The sequence below is a fragment of the Enterococcus sp. DIV0712 genome, assembly GCF_050554855.1.
GTDB lineage: Bacteria > Bacillota > Bacilli > Lactobacillales > Enterococcaceae > Enterococcus > Enterococcus faecalis.
This window is the reverse complement of sequence record NZ_CP187333.1, coordinates 2245212-2263725: the sequence shown is the minus strand read 5'-3', so window position 1 is coordinate 2263725 and position 18514 is coordinate 2245212. Positions and strand designations below refer to the sequence as shown.

Below are 18514 nucleotides of genomic sequence, written 5' to 3'. Positions count from 1 at the left end.
TAATAACAGAAACGCCTTGCTAAGAAAGGACTGTAGAAGCCTCATGAATTATCCAGAACCGATTGCAAAATTGATTGAAAGTTATATGAAATTACCAGGAATTGGTCAAAAAACAGCGACACGGCTTGCTTTTTATACAATTGATATGAAAGAAGAAGATGCTAATGCTTTTGCAAAAGCGCTAATTAGTGTCAAGAGAGATCTCCATTTCTGTAGTATTTGCGGAAATATTACTGAAGAAGATCCTTGTGAAATTTGCCAAGATAAAAATCGTGACCGTAGTATTATTTTAGTAGTGGAAGAACCAAAAGACGTTATGGCAATGGAAAAAATGCGTGAATATCAAGGCTTGTATCACGTACTCCACGGGGTGCTTTCACCGATGGAAGGAACAGGACCAGAAGATATTAATATTGCCTCTTTGATCAAACGATTGCACGATGATGAAGTGAAAGAGGTCATTATAGCAACCAACGCTACCACTGAAGGAGAAGCGACGGCGATGTATTTATCACGGCTCATTAAACCAGCTGGAATCACCGTTACTCGTTTGGCACACGGCTTGTCTGTCGGCAGCGATATTGAATATGCAGACGAAATAACCTTGCTAAAAGCAGTCGAAGGACGTCGAGAAATTTAAAAGAAACATCGTTGGAAAAAGAGGTTGAAATCGAAGTAGGTCGTTTCTGTGAGAAAATGTCGCAGTTCAAGCTTTTCCGTACTTCTTTTTCAGTTTCTTTTTTTCAGCAGATGCATCACTTTAAATAGGACATAAGGATTTCAATTAGACTGATAGAGCAAGATGAAGTATAATAGATACAAGTAAAAATTGATTGGAGTTTTCGCACGTGCAGGGTATTTTTATCACATTTGAAGGTCCAGATGGCGCTGGTAAAACCAGTGTTTTGAAGGAAGTTTCTGAAAGATTAGCTAAAGAGTCAAAACGAAAAATTGTCACTACAAGAGAACCAGGCGGCATACCGATTGCCGAAAAGATTCGAACAGTTATTTTAGATCCAAGAAATGACAGAATGGATGAGCGAACAGAAGCTTTACTTTACGCAGCTGCTCGTCGTCAACATTTAGTGGAAAAAATCTTGCCAGCTTTGGAAGCGGGTCATTTAGTCCTATGTGATCGTTTTGTTGACAGCTCATTAGCCTACCAAGGCGCTGGGCGTAGAATTGGGATTGCACCAATTGCTTCAATTAATGCGTTTGCGACAGAAGGTGTCTCACCAGATTTTACAATTTATTTAGACGTTGACTCAGATACTGGCTTACGGCGGATTCAAGAAAATCGAACACAGCAAATTGATCGCTTAGATTCAGAAGGATTAGAATTTCATCAACGTGTTCGTCATGAATATTTGAAATTAGCAGAAGAAAATCCACAACGTATCAAAAAGATTGATGCACGGATGAGTTTAGAACTTGTCGTAGAAGCAACGTATCAGGCGATTATTGAACGTTATCCAGAAAACTTTTAATTATAGGAAGGTGTAGACCATGAAGATTATTTTAGCCATTGTACAAGACAAAGATAGTAACCGATTAGCCAACGAATTTATTGATGCCAATATTCGTGCTACAAAATTATCCTCAACAGGTGGGTTCTTAAAAGCGGGAAACAGCACATTTATTATTGGGATTGATGATGAACGTGTCGACGAAACATTAGCTTTAATTAAAGAAACATGTCAATCAAGAAAACAATATGTTTCAACACCTGTGACTTTAGATATCACAATGGATGGCCAAATTCCTTATCCTGTGGAAGTTGAAGTAGGCGGCGCTACTTGCTTCGTCTTACCAGTTGAAGGATTCCATCAATATTAAGATGAATGAAGCACAACAGCTACAGCAAATGCAACCTTTGCTGTACAAGCAACTCCAAAAAAGTTTTGAGCATGGTCGTCTTGCCCATGCTTATCTTTTTGAAGGAGATACAGGAACTGGAAAACAAGAATTTGGCTTATGGATGGCGAAACATGTCTTTTGTACGAATTTAGTAAATCAACAGCCTTGTAACGAATGCCATAATTGTGTGCGGATTAATGAAAATGAACATCCAGATGTTTTAAGAATTGCGCCAGATGGGCAAACCATCAAAGTGAACCAAATCCGTGAATTAAAAGCGGAGTTTTCTAAAAGTGGGGTCGAGACTGCTAAAAAAGTTTTCTTAATTCAAGAAGCAGATAAAATGAGTACCGGCGCAGCCAATAGTCTCTTAAAATTTTTAGAAGAACCAGAAGGACAAATTTTAGCTATTTTAGAAACCACTTCGCTTTCTCGAATTTTACCAACGATTCAATCACGATGCCAAACCTTACATTTTCAACCATTAGTCAAAAAAACATTAATTGATCGCTTAATCAAACAGGGGATTGGTGAAAAGACTGCAACCCTTTTAGCTGAGCTGACAAATAGTTTTGAGAAAGCAGTTGAAATCTCTCAAGATGAATGGTTTAATGAAGCTAGGGAAATCATTTTGCAATGGTTTAATTATCTAAAAAGTAATGATTTACAGGCATTTATCTACGTTCAGAAGAAAATGGTCAAAGTATTTAAGGAAAAAGAACAACAAGCGCTTAGCTTTGACTTGCTCATGGTTTATTACCGTCAATTATTGGAAGAAAGTGTTGCGACACAGCAAGCCAAAAAAGTAACGGAAGAGCAGGCGGAACGGTTGGCGCTAATTTTGAAAGCACGCCAAAAATGGACTGCCAATGTTAGTTGGCAAAATGTTTGTGAACAATTAGTTATCCAAATGATTCACCCTAAATCATAAAGGAAAAAAGTGCCAAGTGGCATTCAGTTTCATAATATAGTAGGAACTTAATTGTTTCAGCAAGTTCCTTAACCGATTGAAGCGACGTTCACTTGAACTAGATTAGGAGGAATAAAATGGTAGAAGTAGTAGGAGTTCGCTTCCGTGAAGCCGGTCATATCTATTATTTTGCTCCTGGAAAATCTGAGTATATTTATAATGAGAAAGTACTCGTTGAATCTCAACAGTCAAAACAATTAGCTACTGTTGCTATTCCTAAAAAAACAGTCGATTCAGACGATTTACCAGAGGACCTAAAACCCATTTTAAATAAAGCAACAGCCAATGATTTAGAAAAAGAACAAAAAAATTTGGCTGATGCAGAAGCTGCCAAAAGCATTGCCAATGAAAAAATTCGAGCTCATGACTTAAAAATGAAATTAGTGCGAGTAGAATATACCTTCGATCGTAGCAAAATGATTTTTTACTTTACGGCAGATGGGCGAATTGATTTTCGTGAATTAGTCAAAGACTTAGCGGCTATTTTCCGGACGCGAATTGAGTTACGTCAAATTGGTGTCCGAGATGAAGCGAAAATATTAGGTGGCATTGGCCCTTGTGGCAGACAACTATGTTGCTCAACATTTCTAGGAGATTTTATGCCAGTTTCAATCAAAATGGCTAAAGATCAAGGGTTATCTTTAAATCCTGTCAAAATTTCGGGATTATGTGGCCGCTTAATGTGTTGTTTGAAATACGAAAACGACGAATATGAAGCCGCTAAAAAAGAATTACCAGATTATGGAAAAGAAGTAATAACACCAGATGGCAAAGGCAAAGTCGTCGGGTTGAATCTATTAAGTCGGATTGTCAAAGTTCGTCTGCATGGTCGTGAAATCGCAGCGGATTATGATTACGAAGAAATCAAAGAAGCTACTGCGAAAGTTGCTGCTGAAAAAGGTGATCAAAATGGATAAACGTTCGCTCTATGATGGATTAAATTCGTTGGAAACTGATTTAGACAGTTCAGTGACACAATTAAGAGAAATTAAAGCAGCACTCCATGAGTTGGTAGAAAAAAATACCACGTTGGAAATCGAAAACCAACGCTTACGAGAGCATCTCCAAGAACTGAATAAGTTAGCAGGAAATACAACTGAAACTGAAAAACAAGAGCTATCAAAATCACGTATGAATTTGGAAAAACTTTATGAAGAGGGCTTCCATGTCTGCAATATTTTATATGGTTCAAGACGTGAAAATGATGAAGAATGTGCCTTTTGTCTTGATGTTATTTATGGGGAACGTACGCGTTAAGTCTAGTGGACACTGCAAATAAAAAGGAAAGGTTTGGTTTGACAGTCAATCGATTGTCAAATCAAACCTTTATCTATTTATAGAACGAAAAAGGAAAATGAGGGATGCGCTATGCAAAAACAGAAAAGTTTTGATAAGCAAACAACAAAAGGAAAATTGTATCTTGTCCCAACACCGATCGGCAATTTAGAAGATATGAGTATTCGTTGTTTAAACATATTGAAAGAAGCAACGGTAATTGCTAGTGAGGACACAAGAAACACACAAAAATTGCTAAATCATTTTGAGATTACAACACCACAAATTAGTTTACACGAACATAATTACAAAGAGCGAATTCCTCAACTGATTACACGATTGCTGAGTGGTGAAACGATTGCCCAAGTTAGCGATGCAGGTATGCCTTCAATTAGTGATCCTGGTCATGAATTGGTTACAGCATGTCTTGAAGAAGAACTGGCAGTGATTGCCTTGCCAGGACCTACGGCAGGAATGACCGCCTTGATTGCCTCGGGTCTTTTACCACAGCCATTTACGTTTTATGGTTTTTTACCAAGAAAGAAAAAAGAACAGAAAGACGTGTTATCAGCATTAAAAGAAGAGCGGCCGACACAGATTTTTTATGAGTCCCCCTATCGGATTGCTAAAACGGTAGCAACGTTTGCTGAAGTCTATGGTCAAGAACGCCCCGCTGTGATTTGTCGAGAATTAACGAAACTTCACGAAGAGTATTTACGAGGTACCTTAGGAGAACTAACAGAATATTTAGCAGAAAATACGCTAAAAGGCGAGTGTTGTTTATTAGTTAGCGGATTTACTGGTGAGAAAGAGACAATAGCCGCAATGCCAGCTATTTCCCTCAAGGAACATGTGCAAGTTTTAATGGAGGAAGAGGGACGGAGTTCAAAAGATGCAATCAAAGAAGTGGCCAAATTGAGAAATGTAAAAAAACAAGAAGTATATAAAGAATATCATTCCATTTAAAAAAGGAGAGAAACATGAGTAATTTATTGCGAGCAGAAGGCGTGTCTTATCAAGTAAATGGTCGTAGCATTCTTTCTGATATTGATTTGTCATTTGAAACAGGCAGCAATACAACAATTGTTGGTCCTTCAGGTAGCGGGAAAAGTACATTTTTAAAAATTTTATCTTCATTATTAAGTCCTACAGAAGGCGAAGTTTTTTATCAAGAAGCGCCAATTACTACAATACCAATCGAAACATACCGCCAAAAGGTTTCTTATTGTTTTCAGCAGCCAACTTTATTTGGTGAAACCGTGTATGATAATTTGTTATTTCCATTTACCGTCAGACAAGAAGCGTTTAATCAGGAAAAAGTCGTGGCATTACTCCAACAAGTGAAATTGCCCGCTGCTTATCTTGAAAAGAAAATAGCCGAACTCTCTGGTGGTGAGCGACAACGGGTTGCTTTGCTACGAAACATTATTTTTGTACCAGATGTTTTATTATTAGACGAAGTTACAACGGGATTAGATGAAGAAAGCAAACAGATTGTCAATCAATTGTTAAACCAATTAAACAAAGAGCAAGGAGTCACGCTGGTTCGTGTCACGCATGATACCGAAGAAATTCAGCAAGCACAGCAAGTGATTCGTATTGTAGCAGGAAAGGTGGCGCCGACAGATGGATTTAGCAGTTAATAATTTATCCTTATTTTTTTCAGCCATGCTAGTGGTGGTCGCATTAATTATTAGTACTAAAGAAAAATTAGGTTTTACCAAAGATATTATTATTAGTGTGATTCGAGCAGTCATTCAATTAGTCGCAGTCGGCTATTTATTAAAATATGTTTTTCAAGTCAATAACCTGATTTTAACGCTCATCATGGTTTTGGTGATTGTTTCCAACGCAGCCTTTAATGCAAAAAAACGCAGCCAGCAATTACAAAAGGGCTTTTTGATTTCTTTCATTGCAATTGGTTGTAGTACAGGAATTACCATTGGTATTTTGATTTTTTCTGGTTCTATTAAATTTATTCCTTCTCAAATCATTCCTATCAGTGGGATGATTGCCAGCAATTCGATGGTGGCAATTGGTTTATGCTATCGCAATTTAGATACTCTTTTTCAAAACCAACGGCAAGCGGTAATGGAGAAACTAGCATTAGGTGCAACTATCAAACTCGCCTCTTTACCAATTATCCAACAAAGTGTGAAAACCGGGATGGCGCCGACGATTGATTCTGCCAAAACTGTCGGAATTGTTAGTTTACCTGGGATGATGTCAGGCTTAATTTTTGCGGGCGTTGATCCTGTCCATGCGATAAAATATCAGATTATGGTGACTTTTATGTTGCTATCAGCAACAAGTATTGGTTCAGTAATTGCAACTTATCTTGCCTATAAAGGCTACTATAATCAACAAAAACAATTGGTTGTTTAATTAAAAAGCTGGAAATCTGTGTTTATAACTTCACGGATTTTCAGCTTTTTCTGGTTGAAATAAAGAAGTTTCAATTTGAAAAAGAACGGACGTTCGTATATAATAGAGGGAGGAGGCGAATCAAAATGATGAGCGAATTACGTTTTCCCTTAAAAAAAGATACGTCGAGAAAAATTATACATATAGATATGGACGCGTTTTTTGCTTCAGTTGAAGAACGAGATCATCCAGAGTTAGTAGGACATCCGTTAGTTATTGCGCGCCATCCAAGTGATACTGGGGGCAAAGGAGTGGTGACCACAGCGAATTATATTGCTCGACAGTACGGTATTCACTCGGCTATGAGTGCTCAAAAGGCGTATGAACTATGTCCAAGTGCCATTTTTAAGCCAGGTAATTATCAGAAATATAGTGAAATTTCTCAAGAAATCCGTGAAATTTTTCGCCGCTATACAGATGTGATTGAACCGGTATCTATTGACGAAGCGTATTTAGATGTAACTGAAAATAAGGTCAACAGTAAGTCGGCTATTAAAATTGCGAAAATGATCCAATATGATATTTGGCATGAATTGCAGTTAACTTGCTCGGCAGGTGTTAGTTACAATAAGTTTTTAGCCAAGTTAGCATCAGATTTCCAGAAACCAAAGGGTCTGACGGTTGTCTTACCAGAAGAGGCCGAAGATTTTTTGAAAGCATTACCGATTGAAGATTTTCACGGAATCGGCAAAAAAACAGTGCCTAAAATGCATGAACTAGGGATTTTTACTGGAGCAGATTTATACAAGCAAGATGAGATGACGTTGATTCGGTTATTCGGTAAAATGGGTTATTCATTGTATCGTAAAGTCCGTGGTATCCATGATGCGCCAGTTCAAGTGACTAGAGATCGTAAGTCGGTAGGCAAGGAACATACTTACGGCACCCCTTTAACGACGGAAGAGCAGGTTACGGCTCAATTGAGACAATTAGCAGCAGGTGTTGAGCGTGCATTGCAACGAGTGCAAAAACATGGCAAAACAGTAGTCCTAAAAGTTCGTTATACTGACTATACGACGATTACGAAACGTGTGACATTACCTGAATATATTTCTAAAAAAGAAGAACTTTTCTATCAAGCGAATTTAATTTGGGAAGATATTTTAGGTTTAGAACAAGGAATCCGTTTATTAGGCATTACTTTAACGAATTTAGATCCACTAGCGTATGAAAACATTGTTTTACCTTTATGGGAAAAAAGTTAGCCCTTTAGACACATCCTCAAGAGATGGCTAAAGGGCTAACTTTTTTAAATTGATTTTTTGATTTGTTCATAAGACGTTTCGGCGTCATGACATTTTTCCCAAATAACAGCTTTGCCAGCAGCAAGTGATTTGGGTACATCAATAATCCGTTGATTACTACTGCCACGAAATTGTAAATTTAAATTACGTTTTGCCAGTTCAAAGCGCCCATCAACTAAAATGTCAATTGAATGGAGTAGTTCAAGCTTATCAGGCGTTTCTAAAAGTAGTTCTTCAAAGGTATACCCAGACCAAGACCAGATATCTTTGGCTGAGCCAAATGTTTCCCGCACACGTTTGACCACACTAAGACAAACATCTGTATTCAGAAAAGGTTCACCACCCAAAAGAGTCAAACCTTGGACATAGTCATGGGACAAATCTTCAATAATTTGATTCATTAAAGATTCTGTAAACGGCGTACCGTAATTGAAATTTTGGACAGCTTTGTTAAAACAACCTTCACAAGCAAAGAGACAGCCACTCACATATAAACTATTGCGTACACCTTCGCCATCAACAAAGTTGAACGCTTTGTAATCGGCAATCTTTTTTTGGCTGTAGTCTTCGGTTTTCCATTCTTGTGGTTTCGGATTACGCATCAGCAAAACTTCTTTCTATAGAATAATCGAGTTTAATTTTTTAAATGTTTCACACGAGAGGAAATTTCTTTGTGACGACCATGTACCATTGGGCGAGCTTGCGGGTTACCTAAATAACCACAAGTCCGTTTAACGACATCACAAGTCTTAGGATCATGATTGCCACATTCTGGACATTCAAAGCCACGTTCAGTTGGATGGAAGTCCCCTTCAAAACCACAGGCATAACAATGATCAATTGGCGTATTGGTTCCTAAATAGCCAACTTTGTCATAAGCGTAATCCCAGACAGCTTCAAGTGCTTTGGGATTTTGCTGTAACATGGGGTATTCACAGTAGTGGATAAAACCACCAGAACAGTATTTTGGATAATCTTTTTCAAAATCAAGTTTTTCAAAAGGCGTTGGATTTTTGCGTACATCATAATGGAAACTATTTGTGTAATATTCTTTATCTGTAATATTTTCGACGATGCCAAATTTTTCAGTATCTAAACGGCAAAAACGGTCAGTCAAGCTTTCGCTCGGTGTAGAGTAGACACTAAAATGATAGCCGTATTCATTGCCCCAGTTGTCGGCATTTTTTTTCAGTTCTTTTAAAATATCCAGTGTAAAGTTTTTGGCCTCTTGATTGTCCTCCCAAGCACCGCCGTAAAAGGCAGAAGCCACTTCATACAAGCCAATATAGCCAAGTGAAACCGTGGCACGTTTGTTTTTAAACAGTTCATCTACGGCATCCTGTGTAGCTAAACGTTTTCCAAATGCACCATACATGTATAAAATCGGTGCATTCGCTGGTTTAGCTTCTTTAACACGTTCAACCCGATAAACCAAAGCATCTTTAACGATCGCCAAACGTTCATTTAAAATTTGCCAGAACTTTTCTTGGCTTCCTTGCGCTTCTAAAGCGATTCTTGGTAAGTTCAAGGTCACAACGCCTAAATTCATTCGGCCAACATTTACTTCTTCACCTTGTTCGTCTTTCCAGCCTTGTAAAAAGGAACGACAGCCCATTGGTACCTTAAAACTACCTGTTAGTTCAACGATTTTATCATAGTTTAAAACATCAGGATACATGCGTTTCGTTGCGCATTCCAGTGCCAGTTGTTTAATATCGTAGTTTGGATCAGTAGGTTGCGCATTGACGCCGCGTTTAATTGTGAAAATCAGTTTTGGGAAAATAGCTGTTCGTTTTTCAATCCCTAAACCATTAATTCGGATTTGTAAAATCGCACGTTGAATTTCTCGCTCAAACCAGTTGGTACCTAAACCAAATCCCAGAGAAGTAAAAGGAGTTTGTCCATTGGAAGTAAATAAGGTATTAATTTCATACTCAAGACTTTGCATGGCATCAAAAATATCTTTTTTCGTTTTCTTCCGAGCGAATGCTTTTTGGCGTTCTTCTCCTTCAATCCATTCTTGCGCATCTGCTAAATGTTTTTCATAATTACGTTCCGCAAAAGGCGCTAATAATTCATCAATCCGATCGGCAGAGCAACCACCATATTGACTGGAAGCTACATTGGCAATAATTTGAGAAATTTGTGCAGTGGCCGTTTGAATTGATTTTGGTGATTCGACATCAGCGTTCCCAATTTTAAAGCCATTGTTTAGCATGCCTTTAAAATCAATTAAACAGCAGTTTGTCATGGGAGTATATGGATGATAATCTAAATCGTGGTAATGAATGTCGCCTTTTTGATGGGCATTAGCCACGTGTGAAGGCAACATCTTTAAACCAATTGATTTTCCAACAATCCCAGCGGTTAGATCACGTTGCGTATTAAAAACGTCACTGTCTTTGTTGGCATTTTCGTTCACGACAGTCTGATCTTTATTAATTAATTTGCCGATAGATACATTAATATCAGTCGCTTTACTACGCTCAAAATCACGTTGGGTTCTGTAATGAATGTATTCTTCGGCTAAGGCATATTCGTTGTTGGATAGCAGAGTATGTTCCACAATATTTTGAATTTCATAAATTTTTACGTTATTGGTAAAACGTTCGGCAATTTCTCGATTGACATCGGCAACAATCGATTGGACTTTTTGATGTGTCAAAGGAGTGACTTGGTCATGTATTTTTTGTTCAGCTTTGATCAAAGCGTCGTATATTTTTTGATCATCGAAAGTCACTAAACGACCATCTCGTTTGACGACTTTAATTGTTGAGAGATTAACATCCTCGGCTTTTTCATCAGTAATCTTCATCATTTTATCCAGCTCCTTATATCTCGTTAGTAACTATCCTAATACAAAGGTCGGCTAAATTCAATCGATATATTGCGTATTTTTAGTAAAATATCACTAGACAAACACTATATATTGTGCTTGTGCTGTTTTGAAAAAATATGAAAACAAATGAAGAAAAGGATTGAGCAAATTTTTTTGTGTGAAAAAAATTCTTTGTCAAAATTAAAAAACAGCAAAGAGTTTTTTGCCAAATTGCTAAAAGCAACACTAAAAAATAACAATTATTAAATAATAATTGTTTGCGGATTTATTCACGAAATGCCAATTATTCTTTGACTACCGAACGATATTGTAAGATAAAACGATGTTCATTCAGATTTTTTCTTGGTAAAATAAGAGTAATAACAAAACGTTGGAGCGAGAAAAATGAAAAAAATTGTAGAAGTAAACCATGTCAGCAAGACATATGGTCGTTTAAATAATAAAACAGAAGTATTAGATAATATTTCGTTTACCGTTGATGAAGGCGAATTTGTGGGGATTATGGGTCCCAGCGGTGCTGGGAAATCGACACTGTTGAATGTCTTATCCTCGATTATTTTGCCAACCGCAGGAATCGTGCGCATCGCCGGACAAGATATTTTAAAAATGCGAGATAATCAATTAAGTGATTTTCGGAGAAACGAAATGGGGTTTATTTTTCAATCGTTTAACCTAATTGATACGTTAAATGTGAAGGACAATATTCTGTTGCCTTTAGCTGTAGAAAAAGTTTCATTAGAAGAAATGGATAAACGTTTGTTACATGTGACTTCGATTTTGGGGATTCAGGAGCTTTTATCTGCTTATCCACCAGAGATATCTGTGGGACAAAAACAACGGGTAGCAGCTGCTCGTGCTTTGATTACGAACCCTAAAATTATTTTTGCAGATGAACCAACTGGCTCACTGGATTCAAAATCAGCAACAGAATTGTTGAAATATTTAGCTGAAATTAATCTACATGATGATGCCACAATTTTGATGGTGACACATGACCCGTACACGGCCAGTTTTTGCAATCGCATCTTGTTCATTAAAGACGGTGCGATTTTCTCAGAAGTTGTTCGTCAAGGATCACGTAAGGAATTTTTTAATCGTGTGATAGATATGCAAGCAACGATTGGTGGAGGCGGGCGCGCAAATGATTTTTAAACTATCATTAAAAAATTTAAAAGCTCATGTACCTAATTATCTGGTTTATTACATTAGTATGACTTTTGCAGCGGTCGTTTATTATTGTTTCCGTGCGATTGCTTACAACCAGCCTCTTGTCGCAGGTGCAGGCCGTGATATCGAAATTAAGCGATCTTTAGGACTCGGTAGTACCTTAGTCACCATTATTATTTTGGGCTTTATGTTGGCAGCAAATCGTTTTTTTATAGGAAAACGTAGCCAAGAAATTGGCTTGTATCGATTAATTGGCTTGAGAAAGAGCCAAGTTTCACTAATTTTTTTAGTAGAAAATTTAGTTTTAGGCTTTGTTTCACTAATTAATGGAATTATTTTAGGAGTGATTTTCACCAAGTTGTTTTCAATGATTTTAGCCAAAGTTATGTTTTTAGAAGTCCCCAGTTTCTTCTATATTTCTTGGCGTTCCGTTATTGAAACCGGTGTAGCTTTTGCATTTATGATTCTGATTGTCTGCTTAAGAAGTATTTGGATGATTTATCGTTATCCATTGTCGCAGCTTATGCACCAAGAAAAAATTGGTCAAATTAATTATAGTCGTTTAACGAAACGGCGGCAGTTTCTAGGTATTTTAGGACCTATTTGTTTACTGGCTGGTTATTTTATTGCGTTTGATTTTCGGAATTTAGCGACAGGTATTGTGTATAAACAATTAAATGATTCATTGGATATCTCGATTCCGATGATTATTACATTGACGCCTTTTATCATTTTGGGTCTCTGTGTGGTGGGAACTTATTTATTTTTCCGTTATACCATGTATTTTATCATTCGCTTATTTAATCATAGAAAAAAATGGTATTACCAAGATTTACGCATGATTACTTTAGGCAATGCCAAACGCTACTTATTTAAAAGTAGCAAAACACTCACTGGTTTGACCTTGTTAATTGCGACAGCCTTGAGTGGGATCGGCGTGATGGTTTTTGTGTATACGATTAGTATGCACACGGTCAACAGTGATGGCCCCGTGGACTTTTTAGTTTCACAGGAAAGCTATCCTAAATTGAAGAAAGTTCTCGATGAAGCGAAGGACACCAAAATAAAAAATGAAGTGACACTTTCTTATAAAATTACTGGAATTGAACGAAGTTTGCGAATTGGTCAAGCGCAAGAGGAACAAGAAACGATTGAAGCAGTTAATGTTTTATCCTTCTCAAATTACCGCAACTATCAAAAAATTAATCCTTATTTAAACGATTTACATTTAAAAAATGACCAAAGTGTTATCTATATGGATAGCTTTACCAATATTTTAAGTGGTATGTCTCGTTATGAATCGAAACTGCAATTTGTTGAAGGAGAGAAGGCACAACTGCAACAAGTGCTGCCTAACTATCTAGGTAATTTTTTATTGCAATATTCCTTACCAACGATTGTCGTTTCCGATGCCCTTTATCAGAAAGTGACAAAAAATTCCATTCAGTATCAGATTAACGCCGTAAATGTTGACACGAAAAGCCGTGAAAAACTTTATGAAGCCGTAAATAAACAGATTGCCACAGAATGGCAAGCGCCAATTTTGTATAAGTATGAAAAAAATAACCAGCAGTTGAGTGGTTTTGCCAAACAAATGCCTAACGAAGAGGTAAAGAATACGCAAGATGATGTCACAGAAACTTGGCGGCTAAATATGAATGATCGCTACGCCTCTTTACGCTATGAACGAAAAATTAACGGCTTGACTTTATATGTCTCCATGTTTGTGGCAATTTTAGCGTTGTTTATTACGGGCAGTATTTTGATGTTACGACAACTGTTTTCAGCTGTAAGTGAGCGTCAAGATTACGTGACTTTAAAACGGATGGGTGTTTCTAGTAAAGCGATAACTAAGCAAATTTATCGACAGAATAGTTTGATTTTCTTTCCGCCGATGGTCATTGGGATTTTGCATACTACCTTTGCCATTTATTTGCTAAGCCAATTTATTAAGAGTCCAGGATATTTGTTAGTATATCTTTCTTGTGGAATCTTAATAATTGTTTATCTAATTTTTTATATTTTAACATCTGCCATTTATGCGCGGATGATTCGACACATCCATTTTTAAAAAACTGTAAAAGCCGTTGTGAAGCGGTTTTTACAGTTTCTTTATGCGAAAAAATTATGAGAGTTCCGTTTATGAAAATCATGAAAATTTAAGAAGTGACGAAATTGTTAGTTTTTTTATTAAATTGTAAGAAATTTCAATGGACTTTGCTGAAATATAGCATAAAATAATGGATAGCGATTAACCTTAGGAGGTGAATGATAATGAAAACAACTTTTCAGAAAATTCTCAATAACGAAAGTCTTAAATTCATCGGTAAAACGTTATTTTATTCTTTCATTGTCATTGCATTAATTTATCTTTATCATTACAAGAATATCAATGGAGGAACCTTCATTTATAACGAGTTTTAAGGAGGCGGCTATACATGGAAAAAGTAATTAATATGATTCAAACGATTGATGAATGGGCACGTAAAGAACCCCAACGTCCTGTTTATTTAACCGAAGAAAAAGTCTCTACGTATGGAGAGTTAAAAGAAAAGTCAGACAATCTAGCCGCTTATTTAGCTGAGCTGAAAACGGACAAGTCAGCGATTGTCGTATACGGAGAATTAGATTTTGAAATGATTGTGAGTTTTTTAGGCGCATCGAAAGCTGGTTTTAGCTATATCCCCATTGATGCACATACACCAAAAGAACGCATTGAACTAATTCTAAACGTAGCCAAACCAACCGCAGTGATTGCTGTGCATGAATGGCCTGAATTAGCCACCGAAGTGCCAGTAATTACGGCGGAAGAATTAACAGAAATGATGATGCATGCACCCCGATATGCGCCTGCGTTGACGCCTGTCACAGGAGCAAGTAATTACTATATCATTTTCACTTCAGGGACAACTGGCGTACCAAAGGGTGTGCAAATCAGCCATGATAATTTAGTTAGCTTTACGAATTGGTTGTTGCAAGATTTTGGTTTAGAAGAAGGGGCCCGATTTTTAGCACAGGCACCTTATTCGTTTGATTTATCGGTGATGTCTATTTATCCCGCATTGGCGTTAGGCGGCTCATTAACTCCGTTACCCAATGAAATCATTAACGATTTTAAACAATTATTTACGCGTTTGCCACAATTAACAATCGACGTCTGGGTTTCAACACCGTCCTTTATTGAATTGTGTCTAATGGAACCAAGCTTCGATGGTGAACATCTACCAGCACTGCGCACGTTTTTATTCTGTGGAGAAGAATTACCAAAACCAACGGCTGAGAAATTAGCCGCTCGTTTCCCAACTGCGCATATTTATAATACCTATGGGCCGACAGAAGCGACTGTAGCGATTAGTGCCATTGAAATCACTCAAGAAGTTTTAAAAAGTGTTCAACGTTTACCAATCGGGTATGTGAAAGAGGATACGCAAATTTATATTATGGAAGGCATGTCAAAATTACCTGCAGGTGAAATTGGTGAAATCGTCATTGCTGGACCAAGTGTTTCCAAAGGCTATCTAAATAATCCTGCGAAAACAGCTGAAGCTTTTTTCCAATTAGATGGCGTGCCAGCTTATCGCACAGGCGATGCTGGAAAGTTAGTCGATAACCTATTGCAGTATGAGGGACGCTTAGATTTTCAAATTAAATTGCATGGCTACCGCATTGAGTTAGAAGAAGTGGATCATCACTTAACGAATGTTTCCTACGTGAAACAAGCAGTCGTTGTGCCGAAATATCAAGGAAATAAAGTCCAACAATTAATTGCCTATGTCGTTCCGCAAGCACATGAATTTTCAAGTGATTTTCAATTAACTAAGGCAATTAAACAAGAATTAGCCACGTTGACAATGGACTATATGATTCCGCAAAAATTTGTATATGTTGAACAATTACCTTTGACAAGTAATGGCAAAATTGATCGGAAAGGGTTGATGAATGAGGTGAATGCCACATGATGAATTTTCCTCATATGATTCCCTATAATGCACCGTATTACTTTGTTCTGCTAATTGCGGCCTTGTTGCCGATGATTTTAACTTTAGCCATTAAAGGGACACGTTGGCCTTGGTATCAAACGCTCGTGACACTGGTCTTTCTATATATCAGTTTTGGTGGCGAATTTTGGCAACAAGGAGTCGCTCTGATTGTATATGTTATTTATCAGACGTTACTAACGTGGGGCTATGCGGCTTATCGAAAAAATAAAAATGCAGGTTGGGTCTTTTATCTGGCTGTCTTTTTAGCTATATTACCGCTTGTTTGGGTGAAAGTTTCTCCCTTCATGACAGGCAAAACAACCTTACTTGGCTTTTTAGGGATTTCTTATTTAACCTTTAAAGCGGTCCAAGTGGTCATGGATTTACGGGATGGTGTAATGAAAGAATATCATCCGTTCCGTTACATTCAGTTTCTCTTGTTTTTCCCGACTATTTCTTCAGGACCTATCGATCGTTATCGGCGCTTTGAAAAAGATTTGAAAAACCCGCCGAGTGCGGAGAAATATTTAGACTTTTTAGAAAAAGGAATTTTTTATTTATTTCTAGGATTTTTATATAAGTTTATTATCAGTCATTATCTTGGTGGTGTCTTTTTACCACATGTGGAAAAAATGGCCTTGGCACAAGGTGGTTTATCCTGGTGGACAGTCGGCTATATGTATAATTACAGTTTGTATCTATTCTTTGATTTCGCAGGCTATAGTTTACTGGCCGTTGGCACAAGTTATTTAATGGGCTATGATACACCAATGAACTTTAACAAACCGTTCCTAAGTTGGAATATTAAAGAATTCTGGAATCGTTGGCACATGACCTTATCTTTTTGGTTCCGTGATTACATTTACATGCGCTTAATGTTTTTCTTAATGAAAAAGAAAGTCTTTAAAAGTCGGATTGTGACTTCTAATATTGGTTACTTTGCGTTGTTCTTAATCATGGGCATTTGGCATGGATTAACGTGGTTCTACATCGCTTATGGGCTCTACCATGCAACACTAATTTGTGTAACAGATGCTTGGCTACGTTTTAAGAAAAAACATAAAGACAAGATACCATCAAACAAATTTACACATGCATTTGCAGTCTTTTTAACTTTCCAAGCGGTTTGTGTCAGCTTCCTGATTTTCTCAGGATTTTTAGACAAACTATGGTTTAAATAAATAAAAATATAAAGGGGCAATTTACAATGAACATTCAAGAAACAGTATTAAACATTTTAGAAGATATTACAGGAACAGACGAAGTTGTGAACAATCAAGACATTAAATTATTTGAAGAAGGATTATTGGACTCTTTAGCGACGGTTCAATTATTAGTAGAAATTGAAGGACAATTAGGAATCCAAGTTCCTGTATCAGACTTTGACCGTGAAGTATGGGGAACACCAAAACAAATCATTCAACAAGTGGAAGCTTTACAATAATGTCTAGAAATAAACGACTAATCAGAATCTTAGGTCCAGTGCTTTGTTCAGCGGTCTTGGTTGCAGTGTTCTTTTTTGCACCGTTCAGAATCAATTTAACTTCCGAAAAAACGTTGAAGGAAGCATCAACGTCAATGGCACCGAACGTTTTAAAAGGCAATGTGATTAAAAACAAAGCAGTGGCTTCTGGTAAATATGTTCCTTTTTTTGGCTCTTCTGAATTAAGTCGATTTAGTGCTTTCCACCCTAGTGTGCTCTCTGAAAAGTATCAACGGAACTACCGACCGTTTTTACTAGGAGAAGCGGGCACACAGTCATTAACTCAAGCAATGGTCATTCATTCGATGGGCGATGCGATTGCCAATAAGAAAGCGGTCTTTATTTTATCTCCGCAATGGTTTGTCAAAAAGGGTGTACCTAATGATAGTTTTGGTGCACACTATTCACAATTACAAACCTATCAATGGTTAGCTAATTTAACCGAATTAACCAGCGGTGACCAATATCTAGCACAACGTTTGACCAAATTTCCAGTTGTTCAAAAAGACAAAGTCTTAATGGAAACTTTGGCAAATCTGCAGGCAGGGCAACTTCCCCAACGCTCTCAACGAGATTATTTTATAATGAATCTCCGTTTCTTGAATCGTGAAGATGAATTGTTTAGCCAAATTGGCATGGTTAGCAGAGAACCAATTGTTGAAAAAGATATGAAACAATTACCTGCTACTTATAATTTTAATGAATTAGATCAGCTAGCTGGAAAAATTGCGGCAAAAGCCATTAATAATAATAAATTTGAAATTAGTAACGGTTTTTATCGCCAACGGATTAAACCAGTTTTACCGAAATTAGCTCATTCACAAAAGAAATGGGATTATCGTTTTTCTCCAGAATATGGTGATTTCCAAGCTGCGTTAGAACAGTTAGCAGAAAAAAATGTCGATGTTTTATTTGTAATCCCACCTGTTAACAAACGTTGGTCGGACTATACGGGCTTGTCACAAGATATGTTGCAACAAGTAGCACGCAAGCTGAAATATCAACTTCAAGAGCAAGGGTTTACTAACATTGCTGACTTCTCAACATGTAGTAATGAACGTTACTTTATGGCGGACACGATTCATTTAGGTTGGCGTGGTTGGCTCGCTGTTGATCGTCAAGTAGATGAATTTATGAAACAACCTGCGCCTAAAAAGTTAGCGTATCAAATTGATGATCGTTTTTATCAGACAGATTGGCAACAACAAAATCCATTGGTCTTACCTCAATTTTAAGAAGGCAAGATGGATCAAGTACCAATTATCTGAAGCGGAC

General features: G+C 37.2%; 19 protein-coding genes. 17 read left to right on the top strand and 2 right to left on the bottom strand.

Features of this window, described 5'->3' with window-relative positions:
- Positions 1 to 43: 43 nt before the first annotated feature.
- From recR to dinB, 10 genes are all read left to right on the top strand, one after another.
- Complete coding sequence (gene recR / locus IGL42_RS10815; protein ID WP_002356363.1) at positions 44 to 640, top strand: recombination mediator RecR; 597 nt, start codon at positions 44 to 46, stop codon at positions 638 to 640.
- 208 nt (positions 641 to 848) lie between these two features.
- Positions 849 to 1487 carry a dTMP kinase gene (gene tmk, locus IGL42_RS10810; RefSeq protein ID WP_002356366.1) on the top strand — a complete coding sequence of 213 codons (639 nt, stop codon included), beginning with the start codon at positions 849 to 851 and terminating at the stop codon, positions 1485 to 1487.
- A gap of 19 nt (positions 1488 to 1506) precedes the next feature.
- Entirely contained in the window at positions 1507 to 1836 is a 330-nt protein-coding gene (locus tag IGL42_RS10805) for a cyclic-di-AMP receptor (RefSeq protein ID WP_002356367.1), read from the top strand.
- 1 nt (position 1837) lies between these two features.
- Positions 1838 to 2788, top strand: a complete 951-nt coding sequence (holB, locus tag IGL42_RS10800; protein WP_002384059.1) for a DNA polymerase III subunit delta' — start codon at positions 1838 to 1840, stop codon at positions 2786 to 2788.
- Between the two features lie 116 nt (positions 2789 to 2904).
- Positions 2905 to 3744: a PSP1 domain-containing protein gene (locus IGL42_RS10795; protein ID WP_002356371.1), complete on the top strand. Its 840-nt coding sequence runs from the start codon at positions 2905 to 2907 to the stop codon at positions 3742 to 3744.
- A complete protein-coding gene (locus tag IGL42_RS10790) occupies positions 3737 to 4084 on the top strand; it encodes a DNA replication initiation control protein YabA (protein WP_002356372.1) in 348 nt (115 codons plus the stop codon). The genes IGL42_RS10795 and IGL42_RS10790 overlap by 8 nt, the downstream gene beginning before the upstream one ends.
- A 111-nt stretch (positions 4085 to 4195) precedes the next feature.
- Positions 4196 to 5068 (top strand): 16S rRNA (cytidine(1402)-2'-O)-methyltransferase, encoded by an 873-nt coding sequence (gene rsmI, locus IGL42_RS10785; protein ID WP_010710676.1) that lies wholly within the window; start codon positions 4196 to 4198, stop codon positions 5066 to 5068.
- Positions 5069 to 5082: 14 nt separating this feature from the next.
- Positions 5083 to 5745, top strand: a complete 663-nt coding sequence (locus IGL42_RS10780; RefSeq protein ID WP_010710675.1) for an ABC transporter ATP-binding protein — start codon at positions 5083 to 5085, stop codon at positions 5743 to 5745.
- A complete protein-coding gene (locus IGL42_RS10775) occupies positions 5729 to 6487 on the top strand; it encodes an ABC transporter permease (RefSeq protein WP_002356377.1) in 759 nt (252 codons plus the stop codon). Before IGL42_RS10780 ends, IGL42_RS10775 begins: the two co-directional genes overlap by 17 nt.
- 128 nt (positions 6488 to 6615) lie before the next feature.
- Positions 6616 to 7731 (top strand): DNA polymerase IV, encoded by a 1116-nt coding sequence (dinB, locus tag IGL42_RS10770; protein ID WP_023894966.1) that lies wholly within the window; start codon positions 6616 to 6618, stop codon positions 7729 to 7731.
- A 44-nt stretch (positions 7732 to 7775) separates the two neighbouring features.
- On the opposite strand, the gene nrdG is transcribed toward dinB, so the two are convergent.
- Positions 7776 to 8372 (bottom strand): anaerobic ribonucleoside-triphosphate reductase activating protein, encoded by a 597-nt coding sequence (gene nrdG, locus IGL42_RS10765; RefSeq protein WP_002356379.1) that lies wholly within the window; start codon positions 8370 to 8372, stop codon positions 7776 to 7778.
- Between the two features lie 32 nt (positions 8373 to 8404).
- The gene (nrdD, locus tag IGL42_RS10760) at positions 8405 to 10588 is read right to left on the bottom strand and encodes an anaerobic ribonucleoside-triphosphate reductase (RefSeq protein ID WP_002385686.1); all 2184 of its coding nucleotides are present in this window, start codon (positions 10586 to 10588) and stop codon (positions 8405 to 8407) included.
- Positions 10589 to 10993: 405 nt separating this feature from the next.
- On the opposite strand from nrdD, the gene IGL42_RS10755 reads away from it, so the two are divergent.
- The 7 genes from IGL42_RS10755 (at position 10994) to dltD (ending at position 18474) form a co-directional block, all read left to right on the top strand.
- A complete protein-coding gene (locus IGL42_RS10755) occupies positions 10994 to 11761 on the top strand; it encodes an ABC transporter ATP-binding protein (protein ID WP_002356382.1) in 768 nt (255 codons plus the stop codon).
- Positions 11751 to 13847 carry an ABC transporter permease gene (locus IGL42_RS10750; protein WP_002384061.1) on the top strand — a complete coding sequence of 699 codons (2097 nt, stop codon included), beginning with the start codon at positions 11751 to 11753 and terminating at the stop codon, positions 13845 to 13847. Before IGL42_RS10755 ends, IGL42_RS10750 begins: the two co-directional genes overlap by 11 nt.
- Positions 13848 to 14050: 203 nt before the next feature.
- Positions 14051 to 14200: a teichoic acid D-Ala incorporation-associated protein DltX gene (locus tag IGL42_RS10745; protein WP_002356384.1), complete on the top strand. Its 150-nt coding sequence runs from the start codon at positions 14051 to 14053 to the stop codon at positions 14198 to 14200.
- A gap of 14 nt (positions 14201 to 14214) precedes the next feature.
- Complete coding sequence (dltA, locus tag IGL42_RS10740) at positions 14215 to 15735, top strand: D-alanine--poly(phosphoribitol) ligase subunit DltA (RefSeq protein WP_010713131.1); 1521 nt, start codon at positions 14215 to 14217, stop codon at positions 15733 to 15735.
- Positions 15732 to 16937, top strand: a complete 1206-nt coding sequence (gene dltB, locus IGL42_RS10735; protein WP_002382500.1) for a D-alanyl-lipoteichoic acid biosynthesis protein DltB — start codon at positions 15732 to 15734, stop codon at positions 16935 to 16937. Before dltA ends, dltB begins: the two co-directional genes overlap by 4 nt.
- 26 nt (positions 16938 to 16963) lie before the next feature.
- Positions 16964 to 17200: a D-alanine--poly(phosphoribitol) ligase subunit DltC gene (gene dltC / locus IGL42_RS10730; RefSeq protein WP_010710673.1), complete on the top strand. Its 237-nt coding sequence runs from the start codon at positions 16964 to 16966 to the stop codon at positions 17198 to 17200.
- A complete protein-coding gene (gene dltD, locus IGL42_RS10725; protein WP_010710672.1) occupies positions 17200 to 18474 on the top strand; it encodes a D-alanyl-lipoteichoic acid biosynthesis protein DltD in 1275 nt (424 codons plus the stop codon). Before dltC ends, dltD begins: the two co-directional genes overlap by 1 nt.
- Positions 18475 to 18514 lie beyond the last annotated feature (40 nt).

Coding starts and splice junctions, on each gene's coding strand:
- recR (WP_002356363.1), top strand. CDS start 44: ATGAATTATCCAGAACCGATTGCAAAATTGATTGAAAGTTATATGAAA.
- IGL42_RS10805 (WP_002356367.1), top strand. CDS start 1,507: ATGAAGATTATTTTAGCCATTGTACAAGACAAAGATAGTAACCGATTA.
- holB (WP_002384059.1), top strand. CDS start 1,838: ATGAATGAAGCACAACAGCTACAGCAAATGCAACCTTTGCTGTACAAG.
- IGL42_RS10795 (WP_002356371.1), top strand. CDS start 2,905: ATGGTAGAAGTAGTAGGAGTTCGCTTCCGTGAAGCCGGTCATATCTAT.
- IGL42_RS10790 (WP_002356372.1), top strand. CDS start 3,737: ATGGATAAACGTTCGCTCTATGATGGATTAAATTCGTTGGAAACTGAT.
- rsmI (WP_010710676.1), top strand. CDS start 4,196: ATGCAAAAACAGAAAAGTTTTGATAAGCAAACAACAAAAGGAAAATTG.
- IGL42_RS10780 (WP_010710675.1), top strand. CDS start 5,083: ATGAGTAATTTATTGCGAGCAGAAGGCGTGTCTTATCAAGTAAATGGT.
- IGL42_RS10775 (WP_002356377.1), top strand. CDS start 5,729: ATGGATTTAGCAGTTAATAATTTATCCTTATTTTTTTCAGCCATGCTA.
- dinB (WP_023894966.1), top strand. CDS start 6,616: ATGAGCGAATTACGTTTTCCCTTAAAAAAAGATACGTCGAGAAAAATT.
- nrdG (WP_002356379.1), bottom strand. CDS start 8,372: ATGCGTAATCCGAAACCACAAGAATGGAAAACCGAAGACTACAGCCAA.
- nrdD (WP_002385686.1), bottom strand. CDS start 10,588: ATGATGAAGATTACTGATGAAAAAGCCGAGGATGTTAATCTCTCAACA.
- IGL42_RS10755 (WP_002356382.1), top strand. CDS start 10,994: ATGAAAAAAATTGTAGAAGTAAACCATGTCAGCAAGACATATGGTCGT.
- IGL42_RS10750 (WP_002384061.1), top strand. CDS start 11,751: ATGATTTTTAAACTATCATTAAAAAATTTAAAAGCTCATGTACCTAAT.
- IGL42_RS10745 (WP_002356384.1), top strand. CDS start 14,051: ATGAAAACAACTTTTCAGAAAATTCTCAATAACGAAAGTCTTAAATTC.
- dltA (WP_010713131.1), top strand. CDS start 14,215: ATGGAAAAAGTAATTAATATGATTCAAACGATTGATGAATGGGCACGT.
- dltB (WP_002382500.1), top strand. CDS start 15,732: ATGATGAATTTTCCTCATATGATTCCCTATAATGCACCGTATTACTTT.
- dltC (WP_010710673.1), top strand. CDS start 16,964: ATGAACATTCAAGAAACAGTATTAAACATTTTAGAAGATATTACAGGA.
- dltD (WP_010710672.1), top strand. CDS start 17,200: ATGTCTAGAAATAAACGACTAATCAGAATCTTAGGTCCAGTGCTTTGT.